This window comes from Microbulbifer elongatus (assembly GCF_020524885.1).
In the GTDB taxonomy this organism is placed as follows: Bacteria; Pseudomonadota; Gammaproteobacteria; order Pseudomonadales; family Cellvibrionaceae; genus Microbulbifer; species Microbulbifer elongatus_A.
Window position 1 is genome coordinate 126,296 of the sequence record NZ_JAIVKJ010000003.1, and the last position, 26,191, is coordinate 152,486.

General features: G+C 56.6%; 24 protein-coding genes. 16 read left to right on the forward strand and 8 right to left on the reverse strand.

Annotated features, from left to right (window positions below; all coding sequences use genetic code 11):
• Positions 1 to 31 precede the first annotated feature (31 nt).
• Genes LC059_RS12590 through LC059_RS12615 form a run of 6 tightly spaced genes read left to right on the forward strand, consistent with a single transcriptional unit; the run spans position 32 to position 5,322 of the window.
• Positions 32 to 808: an SDR family oxidoreductase gene (locus tag LC059_RS12590; RefSeq protein WP_226704221.1), complete on the forward strand. Its 777-nt coding sequence runs from the start codon at positions 32 to 34 to the stop codon at positions 806 to 808.
• A gap of 2 nt (positions 809 to 810) precedes the next feature.
• The gene (locus LC059_RS12595; protein WP_226704222.1) at positions 811 to 1,620 is read left to right on the forward strand and encodes an SDR family NAD(P)-dependent oxidoreductase; all 810 of its coding nucleotides are present in this window, start codon (positions 811 to 813) and stop codon (positions 1,618 to 1,620) included.
• A gap of 45 nt (positions 1,621 to 1,665) precedes the next feature.
• Positions 1,666 to 2,124: a MaoC family dehydratase gene (locus tag LC059_RS12600; RefSeq protein ID WP_226704223.1), complete on the forward strand. Its 459-nt coding sequence runs from the start codon at positions 1,666 to 1,668 to the stop codon at positions 2,122 to 2,124.
• 48 nt (positions 2,125 to 2,172) lie between these two features.
• Positions 2,173 to 3,096 carry an SDR family NAD(P)-dependent oxidoreductase gene (locus tag LC059_RS12605; RefSeq protein WP_226704224.1) on the forward strand — a complete coding sequence of 308 codons (924 nt, stop codon included), beginning with the start codon at positions 2,173 to 2,175 and terminating at the stop codon, positions 3,094 to 3,096.
• A gap of 24 nt (positions 3,097 to 3,120) precedes the next feature.
• Entirely contained in the window at positions 3,121 to 4,302 is a 1,182-nt protein-coding gene (locus LC059_RS12610; RefSeq protein WP_226704225.1) for an acetyl-CoA C-acyltransferase, read from the forward strand.
• A gap of 36 nt (positions 4,303 to 4,338) precedes the next feature.
• Positions 4,339 to 5,322: an NADPH:quinone oxidoreductase family protein gene (locus LC059_RS12615; protein ID WP_226704226.1), complete on the forward strand. Its 984-nt coding sequence runs from the start codon at positions 4,339 to 4,341 to the stop codon at positions 5,320 to 5,322.
• Between the two features lie 85 nt (positions 5,323 to 5,407).
• Here the strand turns inward: LC059_RS12615 and LC059_RS12620 are convergent, their stop codons facing one another.
• The 4 genes from LC059_RS12620 to dinB all read right to left on the reverse strand — a co-directional run bounded on the left by LC059_RS12620 (position 5,408) and on the right by dinB (position 8,351).
• The gene (locus LC059_RS12620; RefSeq protein WP_226704227.1) at positions 5,408 to 5,869 is read right to left on the reverse strand and encodes a hypothetical protein; all 462 of its coding nucleotides are present in this window, start codon (positions 5,867 to 5,869) and stop codon (positions 5,408 to 5,410) included.
• Between the two features lie 2 nt (positions 5,870 to 5,871).
• Entirely contained in the window at positions 5,872 to 6,627 is a 756-nt protein-coding gene (locus LC059_RS12625; protein WP_226704228.1) for an RNA polymerase sigma factor, read from the reverse strand.
• A gap of 155 nt (positions 6,628 to 6,782) precedes the next feature.
• Positions 6,783 to 7,091 (reverse strand): DUF6116 family protein, encoded by a 309-nt coding sequence (locus LC059_RS12630; RefSeq protein ID WP_226704229.1) that lies wholly within the window; start codon positions 7,089 to 7,091, stop codon positions 6,783 to 6,785.
• A 177-nt stretch (positions 7,092 to 7,268) separates the two neighbouring features.
• Complete coding sequence (gene dinB, locus LC059_RS12635) at positions 7,269 to 8,351, reverse strand: DNA polymerase IV (RefSeq protein WP_226704230.1); 1,083 nt, start codon at positions 8,349 to 8,351, stop codon at positions 7,269 to 7,271.
• Between the two features lie 93 nt (positions 8,352 to 8,444).
• Here dinB and LC059_RS12640 point away from each other — a divergent pair, with 93 nt between their 5' ends.
• On the forward strand, positions 8,445 to 8,969 hold the full coding sequence (locus tag LC059_RS12640) for a carboxymuconolactone decarboxylase family protein (RefSeq protein ID WP_226704231.1): 525 nt from the start codon (positions 8,445 to 8,447) through the stop codon (positions 8,967 to 8,969).
• A gap of 85 nt (positions 8,970 to 9,054) precedes the next feature.
• Here the strand turns inward: LC059_RS12640 and fdxA are convergent, their stop codons facing one another.
• Positions 9,055 to 9,378 (reverse strand): ferredoxin FdxA, encoded by a 324-nt coding sequence (gene fdxA, locus LC059_RS12645; protein ID WP_161858105.1) that lies wholly within the window; start codon positions 9,376 to 9,378, stop codon positions 9,055 to 9,057.
• A gap of 142 nt (positions 9,379 to 9,520) precedes the next feature.
• Positions 9,521 to 12,184: a DNA mismatch repair protein MutS gene (gene mutS / locus LC059_RS12650; protein ID WP_226704232.1), complete on the reverse strand. Its 2,664-nt coding sequence runs from the start codon at positions 12,182 to 12,184 to the stop codon at positions 9,521 to 9,523.
• A 372-nt stretch (positions 12,185 to 12,556) separates the two neighbouring features.
• Between mutS and LC059_RS12655 the strand changes: the two genes are divergently transcribed.
• The gene (locus tag LC059_RS12655) at positions 12,557 to 13,441 is read left to right on the forward strand and encodes a phosphodiester glycosidase family protein (protein ID WP_226704233.1); all 885 of its coding nucleotides are present in this window, start codon (positions 12,557 to 12,559) and stop codon (positions 13,439 to 13,441) included.
• 53 nt (positions 13,442 to 13,494) lie between these two features.
• Here LC059_RS12655 and LC059_RS12660 read toward each other — a convergent pair whose 3' ends face one another.
• Both LC059_RS12660 and LC059_RS12665 read right to left on the reverse strand, forming a co-directional pair.
• Positions 13,495 to 14,232 carry an N-acetylmannosamine-6-phosphate 2-epimerase gene (locus LC059_RS12660; RefSeq protein ID WP_226704234.1) on the reverse strand — a complete coding sequence of 246 codons (738 nt, stop codon included), beginning with the start codon at positions 14,230 to 14,232 and terminating at the stop codon, positions 13,495 to 13,497.
• Positions 14,229 to 14,966 carry a GntR family transcriptional regulator gene (locus LC059_RS12665; RefSeq protein WP_226704235.1) on the reverse strand — a complete coding sequence of 246 codons (738 nt, stop codon included), beginning with the start codon at positions 14,964 to 14,966 and terminating at the stop codon, positions 14,229 to 14,231. The genes LC059_RS12660 and LC059_RS12665 overlap by 4 nt, the downstream gene beginning before the upstream one ends.
• 143 nt (positions 14,967 to 15,109) lie before the next feature.
• Between LC059_RS12665 and LC059_RS12670 the strand changes: the two genes are divergently transcribed.
• Genes LC059_RS12670 through LC059_RS12705 form a run of 8 tightly spaced genes read left to right on the forward strand, consistent with a single transcriptional unit; the run spans position 15,110 to position 26,191 of the window.
• Positions 15,110 to 16,417 carry an ABC transporter substrate-binding protein gene (locus LC059_RS12670; protein ID WP_226704236.1) on the forward strand — a complete coding sequence of 436 codons (1,308 nt, stop codon included), beginning with the start codon at positions 15,110 to 15,112 and terminating at the stop codon, positions 16,415 to 16,417.
• Between the two features lie 4 nt (positions 16,418 to 16,421).
• Positions 16,422 to 17,369 (forward strand): ROK family protein, encoded by a 948-nt coding sequence (locus tag LC059_RS12675; RefSeq protein WP_226704237.1) that lies wholly within the window; start codon positions 16,422 to 16,424, stop codon positions 17,367 to 17,369.
• Positions 17,356 to 18,330 carry a carbohydrate ABC transporter permease gene (locus LC059_RS12680; RefSeq protein ID WP_226704238.1) on the forward strand — a complete coding sequence of 325 codons (975 nt, stop codon included), beginning with the start codon at positions 17,356 to 17,358 and terminating at the stop codon, positions 18,328 to 18,330. The genes LC059_RS12675 and LC059_RS12680 overlap by 14 nt, the downstream gene beginning before the upstream one ends.
• Entirely contained in the window at positions 18,327 to 19,154 is an 828-nt protein-coding gene (locus tag LC059_RS12685) for a carbohydrate ABC transporter permease (protein WP_226704239.1), read from the forward strand. The genes LC059_RS12680 and LC059_RS12685 overlap by 4 nt, the downstream gene beginning before the upstream one ends.
• Positions 19,155 to 19,170: 16 nt before the next feature.
• Positions 19,171 to 21,810 carry a hypothetical protein gene (locus LC059_RS12690; RefSeq protein WP_226704240.1) on the forward strand — a complete coding sequence of 880 codons (2,640 nt, stop codon included), beginning with the start codon at positions 19,171 to 19,173 and terminating at the stop codon, positions 21,808 to 21,810.
• Positions 21,797 to 23,368, forward strand: coding sequence for a DUF4127 family protein (locus LC059_RS12695; protein ID WP_226704241.1), 1,572 nt, complete (start codon positions 21,797 to 21,799; stop codon positions 23,366 to 23,368). The genes LC059_RS12690 and LC059_RS12695 overlap by 14 nt, the downstream gene beginning before the upstream one ends.
• Positions 23,365 to 25,035, forward strand: coding sequence for an FAD-dependent oxidoreductase (locus LC059_RS12700; RefSeq protein ID WP_226704242.1), 1,671 nt, complete (start codon positions 23,365 to 23,367; stop codon positions 25,033 to 25,035). Before LC059_RS12695 ends, LC059_RS12700 begins: the two co-directional genes overlap by 4 nt.
• Positions 25,036 to 25,087: 52 nt before the next feature.
• Positions 25,088 to 26,191 (forward strand): ABC transporter ATP-binding protein, encoded by a 1,104-nt coding sequence (locus tag LC059_RS12705; protein WP_226704243.1) that lies wholly within the window; start codon positions 25,088 to 25,090, stop codon positions 26,189 to 26,191.

Sequence of the window (26,191 nt, forward strand, 5' to 3'; positions counted from 1 at the left end):
CGAAAGTTACAACGACTGTTGGGAGAAAAGTATGGCGACCAAGCTGTTTGATCTGGACGGAAAAATTGCTCTGGTAACCGGGGCCAGCCGCGGTATTGGTGAAGCGATTGCGAAGTTGCTGGCGGAACAGGGCGCCCATGTTCTGGTTTCCAGCCGAAAAATCGATGGCTGCCAGGCAGTAGCAAATGGGATCAACGAAGCCGGTGGCAAGGCGGAAGCGCTGCCTTGTCATATCGGCAACATGGAAGATATTGAACAGGTATTTGCCCACATCCGCGCCCAATACGGCAAGCTGGATATCCTGGTAAACAACGCAGCGACCAATCCGTACTTCGGTCATATTCTCGACACCGACCTCGGTGCCTTCGAAAAGACGGTGGCGGTGAATATCCGCGGCTATTTTTTCATGTCTGTGGAAGCCGGCAAGCTGATGCGGGAATCCGGCGGTGGCTGCATCGTCAATACCGCGTCCATCAATGCATTGCACCCGGGTGCAGGGCAGGGCATTTATTCCATAACGAAGGCCGCGGTGGTGAATATGACCAAGGCTTTTGCCAAGGAATGTGCGCAGTTCAATATTCGTGTCAACGCCTTACTGCCGGGGCTGACCAAAACCAAGTTTGCCGGCGCCCTGTTCAGCCATGAGGAAATTTACAACACCGCGATCAGCCACATTCCCATGCACCGCCACGCCGAACCGGAAGAAATGGCCGGTACGGTTTTGTACCTGGTTTCCGATGCGGGCAGCTACACCAACGGCGAGTGTGTTGTCGTTGACGGTGGCTTGACGTCTTGTGGGGGGCTGTGATCATGGTGCAGTCGATCAATGATCATTCCCAGCGCGATCCGATGCTGGACTTTACCGGCAAGGTTGCTCTGATCACCGGCGCCGCCAGTGGGTTCGGCGCTCTGATCGCCGAGGAACTTGGCCGTCGCGGCGCGCGTCTGGTGCTCGGTGACATCAACGAGGAAGGACTTGAGTCGGTAGTGGAGAAACTCACAGCCGAAGGTGTAGAAGTCCAGGCGGTCGCGTGCGATGTGTCGTCAGAAACCGATTGTGCCGCCATGGTTGCGTTGGCGAGGGAAAACTTTGGTAGCCTGGATATTGCGATCAACAATGCCGGGATCGCGCCACCGATGCAGTATTTTGAAGAGGTCGACGAGGAGACCTTTGACCTGCAGCACCGGGTAAACGTCAAAGGCGTTTTCTTTGGAATGAAGCACCAGCTTAAGGTGATGCGTAATCAGGGCAGCGGTGTAATTCTGAATGTAAGCTCCATGGCTGGGGTCGGCGGTGCTCCCAAAGCCTCACCCTATTCGGCCGCCAAGCACTCGGTGGTCGGCTTGACCCGCACGGCCGCAGTCGAGTACGCCCGTCACAATGTACGGGTCAATGCGATCTGCCCCTTTTACACCCTCACGCCAATGATCACCGATATCGAAGCGCCCGAAGGCGCCACCGTTGAGCAGATACATGCGATCTTTGCTGCCGGTTGCCCGATGAAACGGCTTGGTAAACCGGAGGAGGTGGTCAGTGCCATGTTGATGCTGTGTTCGCCGGCGCTTACTTACGTTACCGGACAAACACTGGCAGTAGATGGCGGTGTATCAGCCTACTGATTTTCGGAAAATTAACCTCAGATCGTAATCTGAGAAGGAGCTCCCATGCCAATCCTGATTTCCCCTACCGATTATAAAGCGGCCATAGGCAGTGAAGCCCGGGCATCCGACTGGCTCCTGATCGATCAGGAGCGCATCAGTGCATTTGCTGATTGCACCCTGGACCACCAGTTTATTCATGTGGATCCGGAAGCCGCGGCCAAGTCTCCTTTCGGCAGTACCATCGCCCACGGTTTCCTTACGCTTTCTTTGCTGTCCCATTTTGCTGAGCAGCTGGAAGTCGTGATGGAAGGCGTAAAAATGGGTGTGAACTATGGTCTGGATAAGGTGCGTTTTATTAGCCCAGTCAAAGTAAACCAGCGCGTTCGCCCCCACGCCAAGGTGCTGGACGTGATCGAGAAAAACCCAGGTCAATTTCAACTGAAGCTGGAAGTAACCATTGAAATTGAAGGCCAGGAGAAACCGGCGCTGATCGCTGAGTGGCTGGTGATGCAGTTCATTTGATTTCTATTAAATAACTTCCCTAGATAGCAAGCGTTAACGGAGAGAACCATGACTATTTCCTTCGAGGGCAAGGTGGCCATTGTCACCGGTGCCGGCAATGGCCTAGGCCGATCTCATGCACTGGAATTGGCGCGTCGTGGTGCCAAGGTCGTGGTCAACGACCTGGGCGGTGCGCGCGACGGCTCAGGCAGTTCCCTGACGGCAGCGGAATCTGTGGTGGCAGAAATTGAAGCGGCCGGTGGTGAAGCAATGGCCAATGGCGCCAACGTCACCGACTACCAGCAGGTGCATGACATGGTAAAGACCGCCGCCGAGCGCTGGGGACGCGTGGATATACTGGTGAACAACGCCGGCATTCTACGTGACAAATCCTTCGCCAAGGCACCCATGGACGACTTCAAGTTGGTGGTCGATGTACATTTGATGGGCACCGTGAACTGCACCAAGGCAGTATGGGAAATCATGCGCGAGCAGAATTACGGTCGCATAGTCATGACAACGTCTTCTTCCGGCCTTTACGGCAATTTCGGCCAGTCCAACTATGGCGCGGCCAAGACCGGCGTGGTGGGCCTGATGAACACCCTGCACCTCGAAGGCGAAAAATACGGTATCAAGGTGAATTGCCTGTCTCCGACTGCGGCGACCCGTATGACGGAGGACATTATCCCCGACCCCAAAGCGCTGGAATTGTTAACGCCGGAGTCGGTGACCGCTGGGCTTATTGCATTGGTGGCCGATGATGCGCCCAACCGCTTTATTCTCTGTGCGGGTGCCGGGGGCTTTGCCAAGGCGCGTATTGTGGAGACCGAAGGCATTTACCTGTCGCCAGAGCAGCAGACAGCGGAAAACGTACTGGCCAATCTGGATGCCATTGCCGACGAAGCCGGTCAGCAGGAGCTTGTGGGCGGCCTGAACCAGACTGTGAAATTTATCCAGAAGGCGGCCCAGGGCTTGGGCGTCAAGCTCGGCTGAACAAAAGGAACTTGGAGAAACAAGATGAAAGAAGCAGTTATTGTTTCCACTGCGCGCACGCCGATCGGCAAAGCCTACCGCGGTGCCTTTAACAACCTGGAAGGTGCCAGCCTCGGTGCTTACGCGGTGCGCGCTGCTGTGGAGCGTGCCGGTATCGAACATTCGGAAGTGGATGACTGTGTATTTGGTGTCGCCCTGCAGCAAGGTAGTACGGGCCAGAACGTTGCCCGTCAGGTAGCCTTGCGTGCAGGCTTGCCGACTACCGTGGCGGGCATGACTATCGATCGCCAGTGCTCCTCCGGTTTGATGGCGGTAGCCACGGCGGCCAAGCAGATTGTGCACGACGGTGCGCCGGTGACGGTGGCCGGGGGGATGGAATCCATCTCTCTGGTACAGAACCAGCATATGAACAATTTCCGCGCCGCAGACCCGGCCCTGCTGGAGATGCACCCGGCGATGTATATGCCGATGATAGATACCGCGGAAGTCGTAGCCAAACGCTATGGCATCAGCCGTGAATTGCAGGACGAATATGCACTGCAATCCCAGATGCGTACAGCGGCGGCCCAAAAAGCCGGATTGTTTGCCGGTGAAATTATCCCGGTTACCACACGCAAGATCGTGGTGAACAAGGAGACCGGTGAGCAATCGGAGGAGGAGGTCACCCTCTCTCTGGATGAAGGCAATCGCCCGTCTACCACCATTGATGGTTTGCGCGGCCTGAAACCCGTCCGCGACAACGGTGTGATTACCGCAGGCAACGCTTCCCAGCTCTCCGACGGCGCCGTGGCCATGGTGCTGATGGACAGCAAGCTGGCGGAGCAGCGCAATCTGAATCCGCTGGGTGTTTATCGCGGTATGGCTGTGGCTGGTTGTGAGCCCGATGAAATGGGCATCGGGCCGGTAGTTGCCATTCCCAAGCTGCTGGATCGCACTGGTCTTTCCATGGACGATATCGGCTTGTGGGAGCTGAACGAAGCATTTGCAGTACAGGTACTGTACTGTCGCGACAAGCTTGGCATCGACAACGAAAAGCTCAACGTTAACGGCGGTGCCATCTCCATCGGTCATCCGTATGGCATGAGCGGTGCGCGTATGGTTGGGCACGCTCTGCTGGAGGGTAAACGTCGCGGGGTCAGATACGTGGTGGTTACTATGTGTGTGGGCGGTGGCATGGGTGCAGCTGGTCTATTCGAAGTGGCGTAGCCGTTGATAAAAACAAAAAACAATCGGGAGAAAGAAATGCGAGCACTGGTCTGCGAGGCCTTTGGCCCGGTGGAAAACCTTAAAGTCCAGGACTGGGAATTGCCGGCACTGAAACCCAACGAGGTGCGCCTTGAGGTACACGCTGCCGGAGTGAACTTTCCCGACGGCTTGATGGTACAGGGCAAGTACCAGGTGAAGCCGGAGCTACCTTTTGTCGCCGGTGGCGAGTGCGCCGGTATCATTCGTGAAGTAGGCGATGCCGTGAAAGGCTATAGCGTAGGGGACCGTGTGATTGCCATGCCCGGCCTCGCGGCGTTTGCCGAATTGGTAAACGTGGATTACAAGCTGTTGATGCCGATGCCTGCGGAGCTGGATTTCCCGCAGGCGGCGGGTTTCTGTATCACTTATGCCACCTCTTACTATGCGTTCAAACAACGTGCGCGGCTGAATGAGGGAGAGACGCTGGTGGTGCTTGGCGCTGCCGGTGGAGTAGGGGTAACCGCTATTCAGCTGGGTAAGTTGATGGGGGCGCGGGTGATCGCTTGTGCGTCCACCGATGAAAAGCTCGCTTTCTGTCGCGATCTTGGGGCCGATGAAACCATCAACTACAGCACGGAAAACCTCAAGGACCGAATCCGCGAATTGACCGATGGCAAGGGCGCGGATGTGATTTACGATCCGGTCGGGGGAAAATTCACCGAGCAGGCGTATCGCTCCATTGCGTGGGGTGGGCGCTATCTGGTGATCGGCTTTGCCGCAGGCGATATTCCGAAACTGCCATTGAACCTGCCGCTACTGAAAGCGGGCGATATTCTTGGGATTTATTGGGGCGGCTGGGCCGCGCGGGACCCCAAGGGCAATATGCAAAACTTCAGCGAGTTGCTTGAGTTTGTGCAGAAAGGGCGCCTGCAACCATTGACTACGGAGGTCTACCCTCTCGAAGACTTCCTGCAGGCATTCACCATGATTGGTGAGCGTCGCGCACGAGGCAAAGTGGTTCTGACGATGAATCAGAGCTGATGCTCGTTCAGCGAAGAGCGTTACTCAAATGAAAAGGGAGTGGTAGCCGGTTCGGTACCACTCCCTTTTTGTTGTCCATATGTTCTCAGGGAAGGATGCGGCAGTGCTGACGTGCCTTATGGGCGAGATCCGCTGGCAGCGCTTCCTCAGCCACCGAACGCTGCTGTCGACGCCAATGGGCGCAGAGTTGCATATAGTTCCCCGCGCTTACTTCAGTGCGCAGGGTGTGCCATGCGTCGGTTTTCAGCGCTTGCTTTCCTCTGTTGATGCGGTGTCGCTCAAGCCCCAGTTCGCGACTGTTATTCTGGGGGCTGATTTGTTCCGGTGTGGCGCCGAGGTACTGCGCCGGATGCAACAGTACGATGGCGACGGCAACAGCACTGAACCCGGAAGCTACCTTTGACAGCAAGCGCCCCGTCTGGTTGCTTTCCTTGCGGGTGGGTTTGATGGCTCGGGCACTTGAGAGCAGTTTTTCGTCCAGTGGCGCCGGGACCTGAAGCTGACCCACGGCCTGGCGATAGGACGACTCCCAGTGATTACTGTTCATGTTCAAGCTACCTCAACAGAACGGTTGGCAGTAGCGGATGCTGCTGCGGTATTCGGGGATTTCTCCCACGGAAAAATCGGACTGGATTTCTTGGGTTTAGCCTTCGTGCTGCCCGTCTGCTCTGTTGCCTGTTCTTCTGCCTGTTTGGCCCGCACTGCTGCTTCGTGAGCCAGAGTGGCGGCAGTTTTCCACGGTCTGCGCGCGCTGCCATGAACGGCGAGCTCGATCTTCTCTCTGCTCTGCTGCAAAAGCTTGCGGCACAGGGACAGTGGAATACGCTCGATATCTGCGGCTGTGGCTAGTGAAAGACCACACTCGGTGAATAACAGGAATATATTTCTGTCGCGGTCAGGGAGCTGCTGAATGGCTCTCAGTACTTCCGACGTTTCCAAAGCCTCAATCAGGCCGTCGTTACCATTTTTTGACGTTTCACGATGCGTATCTTCCTCGGCAGTTGCTGGCTTGCGCAGCAGCTTGTTAGCTCGTATGTATAGCCAGTTTTTTAACCGGTGCTGATGTAGCCGCGGGGGAGCATCCAAAAATGCGGTCCACAGGGATTCCATCAGGGGGATGCAGCGTTGCGGATTCATCTGCGCGCAGTAGCGAAACAGTTCATCTTTGTAGCGCTGGTATATTTCCTGGAATAGCTTGTGATTTCGAGTGTCGTAATACTGGGTAACCAGATCTTCGTCACTGAGATTGCACAACTTGTCCGCAAACATGGGATTCGCCTCCTTGGCCATACTTCCCAATGTCACTTACCCGGCTGCACATCTCCTGTCACTTGTCTTGGCTCTCACCAATCCAACTGGGGCCTTCACTGGCCATATCAGGAGTACTTCGGAAATCGAGTAAACTGTCTGTTAACGTTATTTTGCCTGTTACTGCTGGTAGGCAAATACCACATCTTGACTCAGTGTAAACCTTGTTTTCGCTGGGATTCCGGCGTCTCATCTGCGCCGGTCATTTTCTCTGCTGTGCCGCTGACTACCTTTTCTTTCCTTGTATCATCGACCGCACTGGAGTTACTGCTTTTTTTCCAGGCTGCCAGGAAGAGGGTGGCCAGTCCGAGCAAGATCTCATCCACAAAGGGGATGAGATCGGGAATGAAGAGGTCAATCAGAAACAGCGCACAGAGCCATTTGAATAATTGTGGGTGCTTGAGTCCCCGTGCATATCCGAGGAACCAGCCCACCAGGGCACTGGGTAGTACACGCTTCATAGAGTGATTGAAACTGCTTTCTAGACCGTGTTGGGAGTATAGCCCGCGACTGCAGGACCATCGGCTAGCGGAAAGGTTCCGAGAGAAAAAATACGCAGTACTTGGCGTAAATTTAGTCGGGCTAACTGAGTCCGGCAGACCAGTGCGGCGTTGCAGTAGTCTGAAAAGTGAGCAATTTCAGGTGGTGGCTGGGCGCTGCCCGCGAAACGGCAGCGGCAATTGTTCCGGGCCTAATTCGGCGCGTAAATCCCTGAGTTTGACACCGACACCAAGCAGTCGGATGGGCTCACTGCGCTTTTCCCAACACTGTTGTAACAGTTGTTTGAACTCGCTGATGCGGGCCGCTCGGCTGCCCCGCTCCTGGGTGGATTGGGTAAAGTCTGCATACTTTACTTTGACGATTGCTGCGCTGATTTCGTAGCGGTCGCCCAGTTTCTCTATGCGTTCCTGCAGTCGCCCGTAAAGGCTCGTCATTTGCTCCTGCCAGTCCTCGAGATTTTTCAGGTCTTCGCTAAACGTGTGTTCGACACTCACACTTTTGCGCGAGCCATCGCCACTGACTGGCCTGTCATCAACGCCACGACAAAGGTGGTAAAGCCGATTGCCGAATTTACCGTACTTTTGCGCCAGTTCAACCAGGGAAAATCGGCGTAAATCGCTGCACGTATGGATACCTGCGCGGTGCATTTTTTCTGCGGTGACCCGACCCACGCCGTGGATCTTTTTGACTGGCAGGCGCAGCACAAAGTCTTCTACCGCATTCGGGTGAATCACCGTAAGCCCGTCGGGCTTCTGCCAGTCGCTGGCGATCTTTGCCAGGAACTTGTTCGGCGCGACGCCAGCAGAGATTGTGATCCCCAGTTCCTTGTGGACCCGGGTACGGATCTCCTGGGCGATTAACGTTGCGCTTCCGTTGCAGTGTGGGCTATCGGTGACGTCCAGATACGCCTCGTCAAGAGATAAAGGTTCTATTATGTCAGTGAAGCTAAGGAAGATTTCCCGGATCTGCGCGCTCACTTCTCGATATTTTTTCATGTTGCCCGGCACTACAATCAGGTCAGGGCAGAGCTTTTTGGCGTGAGAGGTCGGCATGGCCGAGCGAACGCCAAAGCTGCGCGCTTCGTAATTGCAGGTGGAGATTACCCCCCTGCGGTCACTGGAACCGCCCACGGCGACAGGACGCCCCCGTAAGTTCGGGTCGTCTCGCATTTCTACCGACGCGTAGAAGCAGTCACAGTCACAGTGGATGATTTTGCGCATGCTGTGATTATATCCAGTATTTGGCGCCAGGCCACGCCTGTAGTGATGAACTTTTGACGGTCTCTCAGTTATTGTCAGTAATGGAGGTGTACCATGAGTCACATTCCTCTGGTGGACTCACATTCCGACCCGCGAGTAGCGGAAGTGCTCGATGACATCCGGATTACATTGGGCATGGTGCCGGCGATTTTCCGGGCCATTGGCAACAATCCAACGATTCTGGCCTCGTTGTGGAACAGGTACCAGCACGTAATGTTGACCGGAAATCTCTCGCCAAAATTGAAGGAGGGGATTGGTCTGATGGTGGCCGCGGATGAACACAGTGACTACGGGATTGCGTTGCATAGCAAGGCACTGGAGAAGCTGGGAGTCGATCCTCATGAAGTGCTGCGGATTCGCACGAACCCGGATCATGCGCACTATGAGCCGAAAGATCACGCCTTGTTGGAAGTGGCGCGTCATCAGAATAATAACCCTTACGACCACAGTGGCGAGGTAACCGACGCAGCGAGGATGGCTGGCGCAAGTGATGCGGAAATCATCGAAGCTCTGGCCGCGGCAGGGCTTGCATGTGAATTGAGTCGGACGGCTGCATTTCTTTCTCTGCCGTCCGATTGAGCGCTTTCATCCATGAACAATCTTGCGGACATAAAAAAGCCGTCTGAATGACGGCTTTTCGCAATCGGCACAAGATCGGAATTACTTAGCGCTCCAGCAATTCCAACTTGCCTGTCTTGCCATCCCACTCTTCCGCATCCGGCAGCGGGTCTTTCTTTTCGGTGATATTGGGCCACACCTCGGACAGCTCAGCGTTCAGCTCGATATATTCCTGCTGATCATCAGGCACTTCATCTTCTGAAAAGATGGCGTTGGCCGGGCACTCTGGCTCACACAGGGCGCAGTCGATGCACTCGTCCGGGTGGATCACCAGGAAGTTGGGGCCTTCGTAGAAGCAGTCTACCGGGCAAACTTCCACACAGTCGGTGTATTTGCACTTGATGCAGTTTTCCCCAATTACGAATGTCATGCTTGTCCCTCGATAATGCTGATGCGTTGCCGCTACTTGGCCGGCTCCGCATGCCGGAACCGAACCTTATTCTTGGAAGTTGCGGATTTTAGCAATAACTGGCGCGAATTGTAGTGGCTTTTGAGTCGAATTCGTTGGGTGCTTATAACAGTTTGCGCAGGGCGTAGAGCTGTTCCAGAGCCTGGCGCGGGGTCATATCGTCCGGATCGAGGGTTTCGAGGGCCTCAACTGCCGGGTGCGGCGCGCTGCCGAACAGGTCCACTTGGGCGGGTGCTGCCGGCTTGGTTGGTGCGGCGGGTGCTGGCGTGACGACAGGCTGCGGTGCCAGTTCGGGTTTGAGTTCTGACTCAGTGCTGGCCTGAACGCCCGGACCCGAGTCGCGGGTGGTATGCCCCGCTTCCAGAGCAGCGAGGCGAGCCTTGGCTTCCTCCAGTACTTCCTGTGGAATACCCGCGAGCTTCGCTACCTGAAGGCCATAACTCTTGGATGCAGGCCCTTCCTGAATGCGGTGCAGGAACACGATGGAATCCCCGTGCTCGGTGGCATTCAGGTGGATATTGGCTGCATCCGGGCACTGCTGGGGCAGTTCAGTTAGCTCGAAATAGTGGGTGGCGAACAGGGTAAAGGCGCGCACCTTGTCGGCGAGAAAATGTGCGCAGGCCCAGGCCAGGGAGAGGCCGTCATAGGTGCTGGTACCACGGCCGATTTCGTCCATCAGGATCAGGCTGTGTTCGCTGGCATTGCGCAGAATATTGGCGGTCTCGGTCATCTCCACCATAAAGGTGGAGCGGCCACCGGCAAGGTCGTCAGCACTGCCGATACGCGTAAAGATACGGTCCAGCACACCAATACGCGCGCTGTCGGCGGGTACAAAACTGCCGCAGTGGGCGAGCAGGGCAATTAGTGCGGTCTGTCGCATATAGGTAGATTTACCACCCATATTCGGTCCGGTAATGACCAGCATGCGGCGGCTGTCGTGCAGCTCGATATCGTTGGCAACAAACGGGGCGTCCAGCACCTGCTCCACCACCGGGTGACGGCCGCCTTCCACGTGGATACCCGGCTGCTCGGACAGCTCCGGCTGGGTCAGGCGCAGCTGGTCGGCTCGCTCGGCCATATTGGCGAGCACGTCTAGCTGGGAAACCGCGGCTGCGGCGGTTTGCAGTTCCGCAAGCGATTCGTTCAGGGTGGTGAGTAGTTCCTCGTACAGGAATTTTTCCCGGGCGAGGGCGCGGCTCTTGGCCGAGAGCGCCTTGTCTTCGAATTCTTTCAGCTCGGGGGTAATAAAACGCTCGGCGTTTTTCAGGGTTTGACGGCGGATGTAGTCCACCGGGGCCTTGTCGCTTTGACCGCGGCTGATCTCAATAAAGTAACCGTGCACCCGGTTGTAACCGACCTTCAGGGTAGGGATACCGGTGCGCTCCTTCTCGCGCACTTCCAGTTGCACTAAATAGTCGCCGGCGTTTTCACTGATACCGCGCAGCTCGTCCAATTCCTCGTCAAATCCCTCTGCAATCACGCCGCCATCGCGCAGTACCACGGGTGGGTTTTCGACGATTGCACGTTGCAATAGCTCCACGGTTTGCGGCCACTCACCCATTTCCTGGCTGAGTTGTGTCAGCAGGCTGGCGTCGGTTTCTGACAGCTGACGCTGCAACTCGGGAAATTGAGATAGGGACATCCCAAGGCGGGACAGGTCCCGCGGGCGCGCGGAGCGCAGTGCCAGACGGCCGAGGATGCGCTCCATATCACCGATGGGCTTCAGTGCTTCCCGCAGTGGTTCAAAGCGGTAGTCCCCGATCAGCGCGGTGATCGCTTGCTGGCGCTGCTGTAGTGTGTGCAGGTTGCGCAGCGGATTGTTCAGCCAGCGACGCAGCAGGCGGCTGCCCATAGCGGTCTTACAAGCATCAAAAACGGAGAGCAGGGTATTGTCGTCGCCACCGTTCAGGTTGATGTCGATTTCCAGGTTACGGCGGCTGGCGGGGTCCAGCGCCACGGTGTCTTCACGGCGTTCGGTGCGCAGGGTGCGGATATGGGGCAGCTCGGTGCGCTGGGTGTCACGGGCGTACTGCAGTAGGCAGCCCGCTGCGCAGAGCGCCGCATGCATATGGCTGCAGCCGAAGGCTTCCAGGTCCATGGTGCCGAACTGACGGTTCAGCAGGCGCAGTGCGCTTTCCAGGTCGAATTCCCAGGGCGCGCGGCGGCGTATGCCCGGGCGGCGCTCGATTTCAACGGGCAGAGTGAGATCTTCGGAAACCAGCAGTTCGGTCGGGCTGTAGCGCTGTACCTGTTCCGCCAGCGCTTCCAGGGTTTCCACTTCCTGCACCGCGAAGTGTCCGGTTCCCACGTCCAGCAGGGCCAGGCCAAACTTCTCGCCCACCAGTACGGTCGCTGCCAGCAGGTTGTCCCTGCGCTCATTTAGCAGTGCCTCGTCGGTAACCGTCCCAGGGGTGACGATGCGTACGACTTTTCGCTCTACCGGGCCCTTGGAAGTCGCAGGGTCTCCAATCTGCTCAGCGATCGCCACGGATACACCGGCCTTGATCAATCGCGCCAGATAGCCTTCCGCCGCATGATAGGGGATCCCGGCCATGGGAATCGGCTGCCCGCCGGATTTGCCGCGCGCGGTCAGGGTTACATCCAGCAGCTCCGCAGCGCGCTTGGCGTCATCGTAGAACAGCTCATAGAAGTCGCCCATGCGGTAAAACACCAGCTCCTGGGGGTGCTCGGCCTTGATCTTGAGGTACTGCACCATCATCGGTGTGTGTTCAGGCTTCTTTTCTTTGCTGGCTGTGGGGGTGGGCATGATTGAGAAAATCTTTATAAATCAGTGGCTTATTTGATCTGCTTTGTCGGCACTGCGGACCGGACTGCACCCATTGCGGGCGCTTTTTGCAAGCACGATAGGATACCAAAGCTACGCGAGCTGGACTATCCGGTGTGATGTGCAAATGCAGCGTGCAATCAGCTTTTGAGGCATGGCTGGCAGGGAGGCGGTATAAAACTGGTGCAATTGGTCTTGTTTTGGGGGTTGTTTGCAATTGAGCCAATTGCTCGTTGGGGTATTTGGGCCTCGAGAGGTTTTTGCCATTGGAGTGGCCGATGGGTAGGTTTTTGGTCGATGGCCTAAAGCTTGTCATTATCGCCGGCATGACACGAATAATTGGGAGAACTTCGTATGTTGCAGGTTCAATTGCGGCTTTGTGTGGTATTGCTGTCATTCGCAGTGGGTCTGCTTGCCGGCTGTGATGGTGCGCGAAGCTCGGGCGACATTGGTTCATCGAAGCGGGCTGGACCGCTGCCGTCGCGTGTCACGTTTGCGAGTACCGGGGACGGCGGCCATTACCTGTCACTCTCTGTGTCGGATGCACACAAGCTGCTCACTCCGCGCCTCGAACAAACCTCTGCCCTAATGGCAGATTGGGGGCAGCAGACTGACACCGCGGCGGTGGTCAACGGTGGGTATTTCCATTCCGACATGCCGCTGTCACTGGTAGTCGCGGCGGGGGAGCGCCTTGCCGATAATATCTCCGCGGTTACCCGTAACAACCAGCTTTACCCGGTGCTGCGCAGCGCCTTCTGGATGAGTGACGGTGGCCAGGCGGAGATTGGTTGGGTAGGGGTTGATCATGCTGGTGGGCTGCGCGCATTTACCGAGCCAATGCCGTACCGGCGCAACCAGGTAGCAGCGCTGGTTCCACCTCCGGACACGTCCGGTAGCGAGATCAACCCTCGGTGGGCCATCGGTGGTGGACCGCGCCTGCTGAAGAATGGTCTCGCCGCGATCACCTATGACGAGGAAATCTTTTGGGGTTCCGGTATTGAGCTCAACGATGTGCGTCCACGCACCGCCATTTGTATTACCGCGGACGACAAGGTGATTTTGTATGTGAGCGAAGGCGCCCGCCTTGATGCGCTGCCGCAAAAGTTGCAGGCGCTGGAGTGTGTGGAGGCGATGAACCTGGACGGCGGCGGTTCATCGGCCATGTATGTCGAAGGGCTGGCGGTTCTCGATCAGCAGCGTGCCGTGCCAGTGGTGTTGGCCATTCGGGTCGCACGCTGAACGTTGTAACCAGTGAGGAATAGGGGGGGCGCTGAAGGTTGGAGCTGCCTTGTTCAGAGTGCTGCGGGTTGCTGTATGGCCAGCCTCGCCTCGGTCTTGCAGGACTGCATTGCGGTCGCAAACCATTCGGCAACGACCTCGGTTCGGGTGATGGCGGTACCCACGGTTACGGCCCAGGCGCCGATATTGCGCGCTTCGGCACAGTGGGACGGGGAGTTAAAACGGCCCTCGGCCATCACGCGGGGAAAGCGTGCGCACAGGGTGCGCAGCAGTTCGAGGTCTGGCTCTGCGGGTACCGGGCCTCCGGTATAGCCTGAAAGGGTGGTGCCAACAATTGCGGCACCCGCGGCATAAGCCTGTGTCGCATCGGCCAATGTGCTGCAGTCGCCCATGGCAATCTTTCCCAGCTGATTGATCTGCGCAATCAGATCCCCGGCCGCTACCGGGCGCGCTCGTTCTGTGCAGTCCACCGCAATAATGTCTGCGCCGGCTTCTGCCAGTGCCCGCACATCTTCCGGTAATGGGGTGATGCGCACAGGGCTATCCACCAGGTCTCTTTTTACGATGCCGATGATCAATGCACCGGGAAGCGCGTTGCGAACTTTGGCCAGTCGACTTGCTCCCTCGATACGAAGCCCGTCCGCGCCGCCAGCCAGCGCGGCTCTGGCGAGGCGGACGACGATTTCATCATCGTCCATGGGTCCGTGGTCCACCGGTTGACACGAGACAATCAGCCCGCTCGAAAGCCTGCGATCAATGGATTCAAGTTCGGGATTTACTGTACCTGTCATGACTCGTACACCGTGGCCAGGCGGGTACCGTTGCGCTGTACCAGCACGTTAAAGCGATAGCGATCGGCGCGGTAGAGGCTTTTTGCAAGCTCGATAATGCGGCCCTGGTCATCGTAAACGGTGCGCTCAGCAAGGAGTGCCGGGCTGAACGTTGGCATCTGTAGCAGGTCCGCTTCTTCTTCGTCGACCACGGTGGCACTGATCTGCTGCCTGGCCTGGTCCACCACGATTTCGTACTGGCGGTGAAGAAGGTCATACAGGGAGCTTGTATGAAGTTCCTGTATAGCCAGTTCGGGAAAAATCGCCTTCGGCAGATACACGCGTTCTATCGCCACTGGGCAGCCATCCGCCAGGCGCAATCGGCGAACCAGGAAGAGCTCCGCTCCGGGAGCAAGGTTCATCTTACTGGCCAGTTTCACGTCTGCCTTCACTACATCGTTGAACAATAGCTTGTTTGAGGGGGTGAGCCCCAGCTGCTGCATCTCTTCGCTAAACGACATGAGCTTGAGTTGGTTTGCCAGGGGTTTGGCAAGCACAAAGATGCCTGCCCCCTGGCGGATCTCAATGCGTTTTTGCTCTTCGAGATTCTTGAGTGCGCGACGGAGCGTGTCTCGTGAGACCTCGGTAAGTTCCGCTAACTCCCTTTCCCCCTGCAGCCTAGCGCCGGGCGGGAGTTGATCAATGATATCGAGCAACTGCTGGTGCAGGCGCTGTTGTTTACGCGTCATTGCCATTGGCTGACCTTTCCATAAGTAAACGACTAGCACTTCCACTTGGTGCGAATTTGTCGTGTATAGCGGCTCAATAGTATACCAAATGGTTTGATTTGAAAAACTTTCTTCGCTACAGTCGTACCAATGCTAACGGAAGTCTAATAATGAAAATCAAATCCTGGATGCTGGTTCTGGCCTCGGCTCTCGCGCTGCTGGGGAGCGGTTTCAGTGCGGCGGCCAGTACTACCCGGATCCAGTTCTGGACCATGCAGTTGTCACCGTTTCACGACGACTACGTTAACGGTCTGATCGCGGAGTTTGAGCGCTTGCACCCCGAGGTGCAGGTGAAGTGGGTAGATGTGCCGTGGAAGGAAATGGAAAAAAAGATGTTGGCCTCGGTGGCGGCGGGCACTGCACCGGATGTGGTCAACCTGAATCCGCAGTTCGCGGCGAAGCTGGCGGAGTTCGGCGCACTCGCGAATCCCGAGCGTTACCTTTCCCGGCAACAGGTCGACGCCTACCTGCCTAACATCTGGAATGCCAATCGCTTTGAGGGTGAGGCCTTCGCCATACCCTGGTACCTCTCTACCACCGTCACCATTTATAACCGTGCGCTTTTAGAGCGCGCTGGAGTGAGTGTGCCGGCGAGCTTTTCGGAATTGCTGTCTACATCAAAGGTGCTGCGGCAAAAGCTCGACAAGTATGCCTATTTTCCCGCAATGGATGGCAGTCGACCGCTGGAAAATCTTGCCGCAACCGGCGTTGAGTTAGTGGCAGAAGACGGCTCGGTCGGGTTCGATAATGAGCGGGGGCTTGCTTTCTTCCGTTTCAATCGCGATATGTATCAACAGGGGCTGATACCCAAAAATGTTCTGACAGAGGGCCACCACAAGGCTGTGGACCTGTTCCAGTCCGGGCAGGTGGCCCTGATTACCACAGGTATGCAGTTCCTTCAGACCATTCGTACCAACGCTCCGGAACTCTTTGCGAACGTAGAAGTGGCGCCACAGTTAAAGCATCCGCAGAGCAAAAATAATGTGGCGGTAATGAATCTGGCGGTTCCGGTCATGTCAGCCCACAAGTCGGCGGCTTTTGACTTCGCTACCTTTGTCACCAACCACGAGAATCAGATGGCATTGGCACGGCGGATCCCACTGCTGCCGTCTACGGCAGTAAGCTATCAGGACCCATTTTTTTCATTGCCGGAGAATCCCTCCGTTGTGGATCGTGCGCGTGCAATTTCAGCGCAGCAGGTACTGAGTGGTGATGTGCTTGTCCCGCCTTTACCCAAGTACAGCAAACTCAAGACCAGTTTTGTTTTCAACCTGCAGTCTGCAATGGTCGGTGAGCTGACCGCAGAGCAGGCGTTGGCGCGTACCAGTGATACATGGGCTTTGTTCCTGCAGGCCAGCAAGCGAAAAGCCCGTGCTGAGCAGGAGAGGGAAGGCCGGTCGCGAGGGGTAGTGGACTGAGAAGATGAATATCCAAAAACCACTCTATGTTGGAGCGGACCTGGGCGGCACAAAAATCTGCGCAGTAGTTTTTGATGCTTCGCTCCGTCCCCTGTTCAATACGCAGGTCCCCAGCGACGCGAGCGCCGGTAAGCAGCGGGCTCTGGATGCACTTGAAGGCGCTATTGCCCAGTGTATCGACTGGTGCTCGGAATCAAATGTCAAAGAGCATGTTGCTGGTATCGGCGTATCCACCGCAGGAGTAGTTGACGCGCATGTCGGGGTCATTGTGGACGCCACCGATGCCATTCCCGGCTGGTGTGGTACGCGGCTTGCCGATTGGGTGGGCGATCGCTTTGGTTTTCCCGTCAGCATAGAAAACGATGTGAAGTGCGCGCTGCTTGGCGAGTTGAGTGTCAGCCCCGACTTGGTGAAAGCGCGTACTGCAATGCTGACACTGGGCACTGGCCTGGGTGGCGCCATGGCGGAACAGGGAAAGATTGTTCCGGGCGCCCACATGGTTGCCGGCCACTTTGGGCGTATGCCAATACCCAGTCCATGGGAACGAGGCCGAATCTTGAGCCTGGAGCAGTTGGTTTCGGGGACAGGCCTGGCGAATGTTGCCAGCCGTGAAGTGGGTGGGCGTAACTTCGCAGATGGGCGCGACGTGGTGAAGTATGCAGCGGCTGGAGATGCGCAGGCACTACGGGGGCTCGATCGTTTTTGTGAGTTTCTGGTAATGGCGCTGGAGCAGCTTTACTGGGGCTTAGACCCCGATGTGGTACTGGTTGGGGGTGGCCTGTCTGAGGCTCGGGAGCACTGGTGGCTGCGCATGATTGAAAAGCTTGACCAGCGCGGGCTGCCCCTGGAGGTGCGGCCAGCGAAGTTGCACAACGATGCAGGCGTGTATGGCGCCGGAGCACTGATAAAAACAAAGTTGGTATCGGGAGTGGTGGCGAATGCAGACCAGTAACAGCAGCGGTGAAAGTATGCTGGCCCCTGATTCGGCAGGGGAGGGCGCCTTATCGCGCTTCCGGCATAACTTGCGGATCCGACGTGTTCTGCAGAGCAGCTCAGTCCTGAATGCCCTGGTACCCTATCTTTTCCTTCTACCGGCCTGCGCAATCATTGGCGCTTTTGTGTTGTATCCCATGTTGCACGCCATTATGGCGAGTCTCACTGACTACAACATGATCACCGAGTCCCAATTTGTCGGTGCGGACAACTACCGCATGCTACTGCAGGATCCATTTTTCTGGAACAGCCTGAAAAACACCCTGCTGTATTTGCTGGTGGTGGTTCCGGTGCTGGTGATCGCGCCGATTTTCCTCGCGTTGCTGGTAAACCGCTCTCTGCCAGGTATCAAGCTGTTTCGCGCTGTTTTCTATCTGCCGGTAATTACCTCCCTGGTCGTTACCGGCCTGATCTGGAAATGGGTGTATGAAGAACAGGGCATTCTCAACTATTTTCTGCTGAGCAGCGGCATTACTGATAACCCGGTGGCCTTCCTCACCGACCCTGCCAATGCGCTGTTTTCGGTGATGGCCGTTACAGTTTGGACTGGCCTTGGCTACTACATGGTTATCTACCTTGCCGGCCTCCAGTCAATTCCCCGCCACCTGTATGAGGCGGCGGATGTGGAGGGGGTCTCAAAGTGGCGGCAGACCCTGTTTATCACTATTCCGCTACTGAAACCGTCGATCGCGGTTGTTGCGGTAATGTCCTCCATTGCCGCAATGAAAGTATTTGAAGAGGTCTATGTCATGACCCAGGGCGGCCCCCTGGATAGCACCAAGACACTGGTGTACTTCATTTACCAGAGTGCGTTCGAGGAATTCGAAATGGGCTATGCCGCAGCCGCTGGTGTGGTGTTGTTTTTGCTCACACTGGTGTTATCGCTGGTTAATCTTTTCCTGCTGAGGAAAGACCGATGAAAGCTTCTCCGCTCGCCATCGTCCTGCGGTATTTTGGTCTGCTCTGTGTGGCACTCCTCACCATGGGCCCATTTCTGTGGTTGCTCTCCACCGCGCTCAAGTCCGGCAGTGAAAATATCTTCGCCTATCCACCATCGCTGCTACCGGAACAGCCGACCCTGGAGAACTTCGGGCGTGTTCTGGAAACCCAGCCATTTATGCTTTACCTGAAAAACAGTGTATTGGTTGCGCTGCTTTCGGTCACGGCGAACCTGGTGTTCGCCTCCCTTGCCGCTTACCCCCTGGCGCGGATGGAGTTCCGTGGCAAAAACCTGATTTTTGTGGTGCTGCTTAGCTCCATGATGATTCCTTTCCAGCTGTTGATGATTCCCGTATACAGCATCGCTATTTCCCTCGGCCTTCAGAATTCGTATCTGGGACTGGTGTTGCCGCATGCGTGCACTGCATTCGGTGTATTCCTTATGCGCCAGGCGTTTCTCGGCATCCCGAAGGCCCTGGAAGAATCAGCGCTACTTGAGGGGCTGAATCGGGTTCAAATCTGGTGGTACCTGCTGGTTCCATTAGTGAAACCGTCACTGGCGACACTGGCGGTGTTCAGTTTTATTGCAGTGTGGGGAGACTTTCTGTGGCCGCTCATCATTTTGGATGACCCTTCCTATTACACACTACCGCTGGGTGTGAATCGCCTGGCGAATACCTTTTCCATGGACTGGCGCCTGGTGGCGGCCGGTGCTGTGTTCTCGATCCTGCCGATTCTGGCGGTGTTCTTGTTCAGTCAAAAATACTTTATCGAAGGTGCCATGCGTGGCGCGGTAAAAGGATAAGAGTGGAAGCCGACCCATGAGTAAAGATGTCGCGGTTGTCGTACAGACCCACTGGGACAGGGAGTGGTATTACCCACACCAAGCGTTTCTTGCGCGCTTGCTGCGCGTGATGGAGCAGGTGGTGGAGCAGTTGGACAACGGTGAGTTGCAAAGTTTCCTTTTCGATGGGCAGGTGTCCGCCATCGAGGATTTCTATGCAAATGCGGAGCCGGAACTGGTCGAGCGTGTGCGCTCCCATGTGCAGTCTGGGCGTATTGTTATCGGCCCCTGGTACATCATGGCAGATGAATTCCTGTGTGCTGGCGAATCGCTGGTGCGCAACCTGGAGTTGGGCATGGCCCGCGCGGCGCAACATGGCCGCTGTCAGCGTGTGGGTTATCTGCCCGACACCTTCGGCCATATTGCCCAGATGCCTCAGATACTGCGCGGGTTTGGTATCGATAATGCGGTCGCCTGGCGCGGTATCGACGCACCTCAGTCTGAGGTTACATGGTATGCGCCAGACGGCAGCGGCGTGTTCACGGTATTTCTGACCGAAGGTTACTACCAGCATCCCTTCAACACCGCCGACTGGCGCGGTGCGCTCAATACGTACCTCGCGAAGGTCGTCAATCGCAGTGGCGGCGGCGAGCTACTGCTGACCCAGGGCGGAGATCACCTGCTGACGGTGGAAAACCTGCAGCAGAAAATCGAGGCATACAACGCGCAGCAGGGAGACTTTCGGCTGACCCAGCGCAGCTTGGAAGCGTACATTCGCAGCATGCAGTCCGGGCACTCTCTGGAAGCCTTGCCAACAATTAGCGGAGAGCTGCGGGAAAATCAAACCGCCTTTGTGCTTCCGGACGTGCTCTCTACCCGCCAGTATCTAAAGCAACAGAATCAATTGTTGGAGGATCGGCTGACGGGCATGGTTGAGCCGCTGTTGGCACTGGCCTCACCGGCAATGCACCAGGCCGGGAACTACCCGCAACACTACCTCGAGCAGACCTGGAAGCTACTGATCGAGCAGCATGCCCACGACTCCATTTGTGGGTGCAGCGTCGACGAGGTGCACCGGGAAATGGAAGTGCGTTTCACCCAGTTGCATCAGCGGCTCGACGCACTGACACAGCAGGCGCAGCACGCGCTCGGAATGCGCAACGACCGGGTCTCTTTACACCGTGATGGCGAGGCTCCGAGTCCTTTCGCCGATGACAGTCTCTTTACGCTGTTTAATCCTTCGCCGAAAGGTCGTTCCGGTTGGCAGCTGGTGAACCTGTTCCTGAGCGGCGAACCTTTCGATGAGCTTATTGTGGAAACGATGATTGGTGAAAGGCTGCCATCGATACTGGTTTCTCGTACGGCATGCGAAGAATTCCAGTCCCCCATCGACGACTTCCCGGATATGACCGGTGGCCATCGATATACCCTGGCCATCAAGGCAGATTTGGCGGGAAGCGGTTTGCTTGGGTGCGCGATAACCGGCATTGAAGGTGGCAGTGATCATACAGCGGCAGCAGAAGCACCGGCAGCCATCGAAAACAGCCATTACCGGTTGTGGGTGGACGGTAATCAACTGGTCATCGAAGACAAGCATAACGGATACCGGTATCGCGATGCGCTATCACTGGTGAGCGAGGCCGATGGTGGCGATACCTACAACTTCTCCCCCGTGGGCACTCATCGCTTCAGCGCAAAAATAACTTCTGCCCGCGCAATGTCATCCTTGTCCGTTGACAGTGCGCATGCACTGAGAACTCTCGAGCTGAAACTGACCCTGGAACAACCTGCAGGCCTGGATGAACAGCGTAATCCAACTTGCGACCGGGTGGAAAGTCACGGCGTATTACAGCTGTATCTGTTGCCGGACGACGAATATATTGATGCGCAGCTTGACTGGGATAACCGTGCCTGTGATCAGCGCCTGCGCCTGCAGTTGTCGTTGGGTACACGTGTTGCGAGCTCCGGCGCGGATAGCGCATTCCATTGGATCGAGCGCGAAGCGATTTACAGAGACGACTCTCCGGTAAGTGGGCAACAGGAGTCTCCGGTAGCGGTATTCCCCAGCTATTCTGCGGTCAGCGCCGGTCCCGTTGGGTTTATCCATTACGGCCTGCAAGAGGCGGAGATCGTACGCGCAGGCCATGAAGATCGCCTGGGTATTACCCTGATTCGCAGTGTAGGCTGGCTCTCCCGCCGGGATTTGAAAACCCGTGGCCTGGGGGCAGGTCCGGATCTTGCCACTCCCGAGGCGCAATGCCTGCGGACGCATCGGTTTCACTTTGCATTTAGCCTGCGCCAGCCGCAGCCAGATTCACTGCTGAATCGCGCTGAATGTTGGCGCAAGCCGATATCGCTGCTGCGCGGCGTTGGTGTCGGACCGATGCCGCAACTGCAGATGGCCAACCCGACGTTACAGGTAAGCAGTTTGCGCCGGGTGATGAGGGAGGGCGTTCCAGCGCTGGAGCTGCGTGTATGGAATCCGTCGTCTATCGAAGTGGCCGCCAAGTTTAATTGTGATGACTTCGAACGCGTCGAGTTGTCTGGTCAGCGCTCTTCGGCTACAGCCGCGTCTGCCGCACTTGTCAAACCGCATCAGATCGCCACTTTTGTTTTTCCTCTGGGCGGCTTGCCAACCACAAATTTAGAGGCGGAGGCAGGCCATGTCGCAGATTAAACCCAGGTTCAAAATTCTGGCACTGCCGGTTGACGGGCGACCGGTGACTCGCGAGCAGGTCCAGTTTGTGGCCGGTATTGCCGATTGCGAATTGTTGTGTCCATCAGTGGAGGCTCTCGGCCACTTTCGCGAGGAGGCAGATCGCGATCGTCTGGCTGAATGGGTTTCAGGCAATGCCGCAGATGTTGATGGATTCCTCTTTTCCCTGGATATGCTGGTTTACGGGGGCCTGGTGCCCAGCCGTTTTATCGATGACTCGACAGAATCCTTGCGCGCGCGACTCGACCTTCTGAAAGAGCTTAAGCAGCGCTATCCGGATAAACCGCTCTATGCCTTCTGCGCCACTATGCGCATGTCCAACAACAATGAAAACGAAGAGGAAAAGTTGTACTGGGCGGAACATGGTACCGATATCTGGAACTGGTCCTTTTACAGCGACCGCTTCGCCTGTACCGGCAACGAACAAGACCGCGAGCGCGCGGAGTGGGCAAAGAACCGTATCCCTGGACATATCCAGCGGGATTATCTTGAAACCCGTGCACGTAATTTCTCTATCACAAAAGACATCCTTGCGCTGGTGGAGGAGGGCATTGTCGACCGTCTCGTATTGCCACAGGATGACACTGCGGAATACGGTTTCAACATAGCGGAGCGACGTCAGCTGCAACAGTTGGTAGATGACAGGAAGCTGGATAAGGCAGTACTGGTTTACCCAGGTGCGGATGAAGTGATCTATACCCTGCTGGTCCACCAGCTGCAGCTACTCGACCAGCAGCATTCGGATGAAGTTACACCGCTGCGTATCGCCTTGCGACCACATCACACCGGGGCACTGGCGAAAATGGTTGCCCGTTATGAAGACCGCCCGGTAATGGAGTCAATCCGCTGCCAGATTGATGCGGCTGGTGCGCAACTGGTCGATCGTGAGTCGGAAGCGGATGTGGTGATTGCGATACATTGTCGCGGCGTCATCCAGGGCGACTGGGCGATGCAGTATCCCCTTGAAGAGGATCTGGGGTTGGATCACGACTGGGTGGTGCAGCTGGTAACCGACCTGAAAGAGCGGCAGAAACCTCTTGCCCTGTTGGATCTCGCCTATGCCAATGGCGGCGACCCGGAGCTAATGGCTGTTCTTGAACAGCAAGCAGGGGCAGGCATCAGTGCGCTGCGAGCATACGCCGGCTGGAATACTGCCAGCAACAGTATTGGCAGTCTGGTCGCCCAGCTGTGCGCGAGCCTTCGCACACCGGCATCTGACGAAGGGAAAGCGCACAATCAGCACTTGCTGGTGACTCGCCTGCTGGACGACTACCTCTACCAGTCACGTTTACGCCAGTCGCTGCGAGCAACGCAAAAGGCGCGTGATCTCCCGGACGGGGATGTTACCGCTCTGAACGAAGTGTATTTCACTTCCGCGACCGAGTGGCTGGAGCGGCAAGGTTTTGATGCTGTTCAGCTACATAGCGTGTATTTCCCATGGCAGCGAAGCTTCGAAATTGGTTTGCGCACTACCGTTGACTTACCGAGCCTGTCTGAGCCGCAGGAGAGATTTGCATGAGTGGGGGTAAAGTGGTGCTGCAAACGCAGGCCGCCGTGATTGGTGCAAGCCTCGGTGGCGTCATGGCTGCGTGGCAGTTGTGCCGGGCTGGCGTGAAGACCGTGATCACCAGCGAATTTCCATGGATTGGCGGGCAGATGACAAGTCAGGCAGTGCCACCGGATGAGCACTCCTACATTGAAACTTTTGGCGCATCGGCGAGCTACCGTGTATTCCGCGAGGCAATCCGAGCACACTACCGCGCACAGCGGGGCTTTGTCGAAAACTCCACCATGACGGAGGGCTGTAATCCGGGAGATGGCTGGGTTAGCCGGTTGTGTTTCGAGCCCGCGGTTGCCGAGCGCTATTTCCGTGAATTGCTGCAACCTTATTTGGTCAGCGGTGTACTGACGCTGCTGGAACATCAAGGTCCCATCAAGGCGAAGCGTGACGGAAGGAAACTTCAGTCGGTAACACTGGCCGATGTGGATGGTCGGAACATTATCTCCGAAGTGCATGCTGACTATTTTCTCGACGGCACGGATACCGGTGAATTGCTCGCGTTAGCGGAGCTCCCTTACCGCCTTGGTAAGGAATCCCATACGGAGTTTGCAGAACCGCAAGCGCCGGAGAGTACCTCTCGCGACGACCAGCAGCCAGTGACCTTTGTCTGCGCGTTGCGCCGTCATGCTTCGCCGGTGGCGCCTATACCAAAGCCTGTGGAGTACGACTTTTGGCGAGCGTATATCCTGCCAAAGTACGCCTACCCGCTGTTTTCCGATTATCTCCCGGGGCACGAGCAATTCAGTTCGATTCGCCTGCCATTCTTCTGCGCTGCCGCTATACAGGGCAATTTCAACGAGCATACCCTGGATTTATGGCGCTACCGCCGAATCGTCGCTGCGCAAAACTGGCGCGGTGACCTGGCGAGTGATGTGAGCCTGATCAACTGGGCACAAAATGATTACGCACTGCATCCGCTTCTGGATGGGCAGGACAAAAACGAGCAGGAGGTCGCATTAGCGGCTAAAGCGCTTACCCGGTGCTTTGTGCACTGGTTGCAGACCGAGGCTCCGCGAGACTGTCTCGGGGAAGAGGGCGCTGGGTTTCCAGAATTGGCACTGGCCACGGACGTGCTGGGCACTGACGATGGCTTTGCTCAGCAGGTCTATGTACGGGAGTCCCGTCGTATTGTAGGTCTGCAGACGCTGACCCAGGATGACATCATCCTGCAACAAGGTAGCGCAGAAACCTGGTGCCCGGCGAGGTTTGCCAACAGCGTGGGTATCGGCTTGTACAACATGGATATTCATCCCACCTGTGTTTCGGGTATGGGTACCAATGCTGCGGTGCGCCCCTTTGAGCTGCCCCTGGGCATTTTTATACCGGCCGATGCGGACAACCTGCTACCGGCATGCAAAAACATCAGTGTTACGCACCTGGTCAATGCCGCTACGCGGGTACACCCCATTGAGTGGCTGGTCGGTGAGGTGGCAGGTTTGCTGGCCGCGCACTGTTTACAGACCGGCGCAGCGCCTGTGGCTATTTTTGAGGCGGAATCACGTACGCGGACGTTCCAGCAATTTGTGGAAGATCACGGTATACCCCTGCACTGGCCCGATGACCCTGACCGAGTGAAATCCATAACGAAACCAACCGCTAAACAGAGCGTGAAACAGGCCGTGTGATTCAGGTCGCATGATTGAGAAAAAATAACGAAACGTATTTCAGAGGTTGCCCATGGCAGACTTACAACTGACCGCCGTCAAAAAGCGATTCGGCAGTACCCAGACGATTCATGGTGTGGATTTGCAGGTACAGCCGGGAGAGTTTGTGGTGTTTGTCGGGCCATCGGGCTGTGGGAAATCGACCCTGCTGCGAATGATTGCCGGCCTGGAATCGGTGAGCGAAGGGCAGGTGCATATTGGTGGCCGTGACGTGACTGGACTGGCGCCCAGCCAGCGCCAGGTGGCAATGGTGTTCCAGTCGTATGCGCTTTATCCACACATGACTGCAGAGCAAAACCTAAGTTTCGGCATGCGCATGCGCGGTGTTCCCAAGCAGGAGATTCTCCAGAAAGTTGCTCGCGCCAGTGAAGTATTGCAACTGCAGCCCTATCTCAAGCGCAAGCCCGGCGCTCTGTCCGGCGGCCAGTGCCAGCGTGTGGCGATAGGTCGTGCCCTTGTGCAGGATCCTGATGTTTTCCTGTTCGATGAGCCGCTTTCCAACCTCGATGCGGAATTGCGGGTGAAAATGCGCACCGAAATCGCTGATCTGCATCGTCGGCTCGGTGCCACCATGATTTACGTTACCCACGATCAGACCGAAGCCATGACCCTGGCAGACCGTATCGTTGTGCTGCGTGATGGCCGTATCGAACAGGTAGGGGCTCCAATGGCGCTATACGCCAATCCGGTTAATCAGTTTGTGGCGGGTTTTATCGGTTCACCGAAAATGAACTTTCTGTCCGCGACACTTAACCGGCGCACTGAAGATAGGGTGGTATTGCTGCTGGGAGACACAGAGGTAGAAGCTCCTATTCGTGGCGGCCTCTCTTCAACGGAAGATGTCATCACTTTGGGGCTGCGCCCGGAGCATTTGGCGCTGGATGATCAGGGGCCACTAAACGCAGAGGTGCGCGGCGTCGAGCAACTGGGTTCCGTAAGCTTCGTCTACTGCACGCTGGCCGGGCAAGATGTGTGCGTCCAGACGCAGGCACTCTCTTTGCCACGCATCGGTGACATAGTGGGACTGAAATTTTCTTCGGAAGATGTTTACCTGTTTGACGGGAATGGCATCACCGTATCGCCATTAAAATCCGGTAAGGTCAAGGAAGTCGCATAA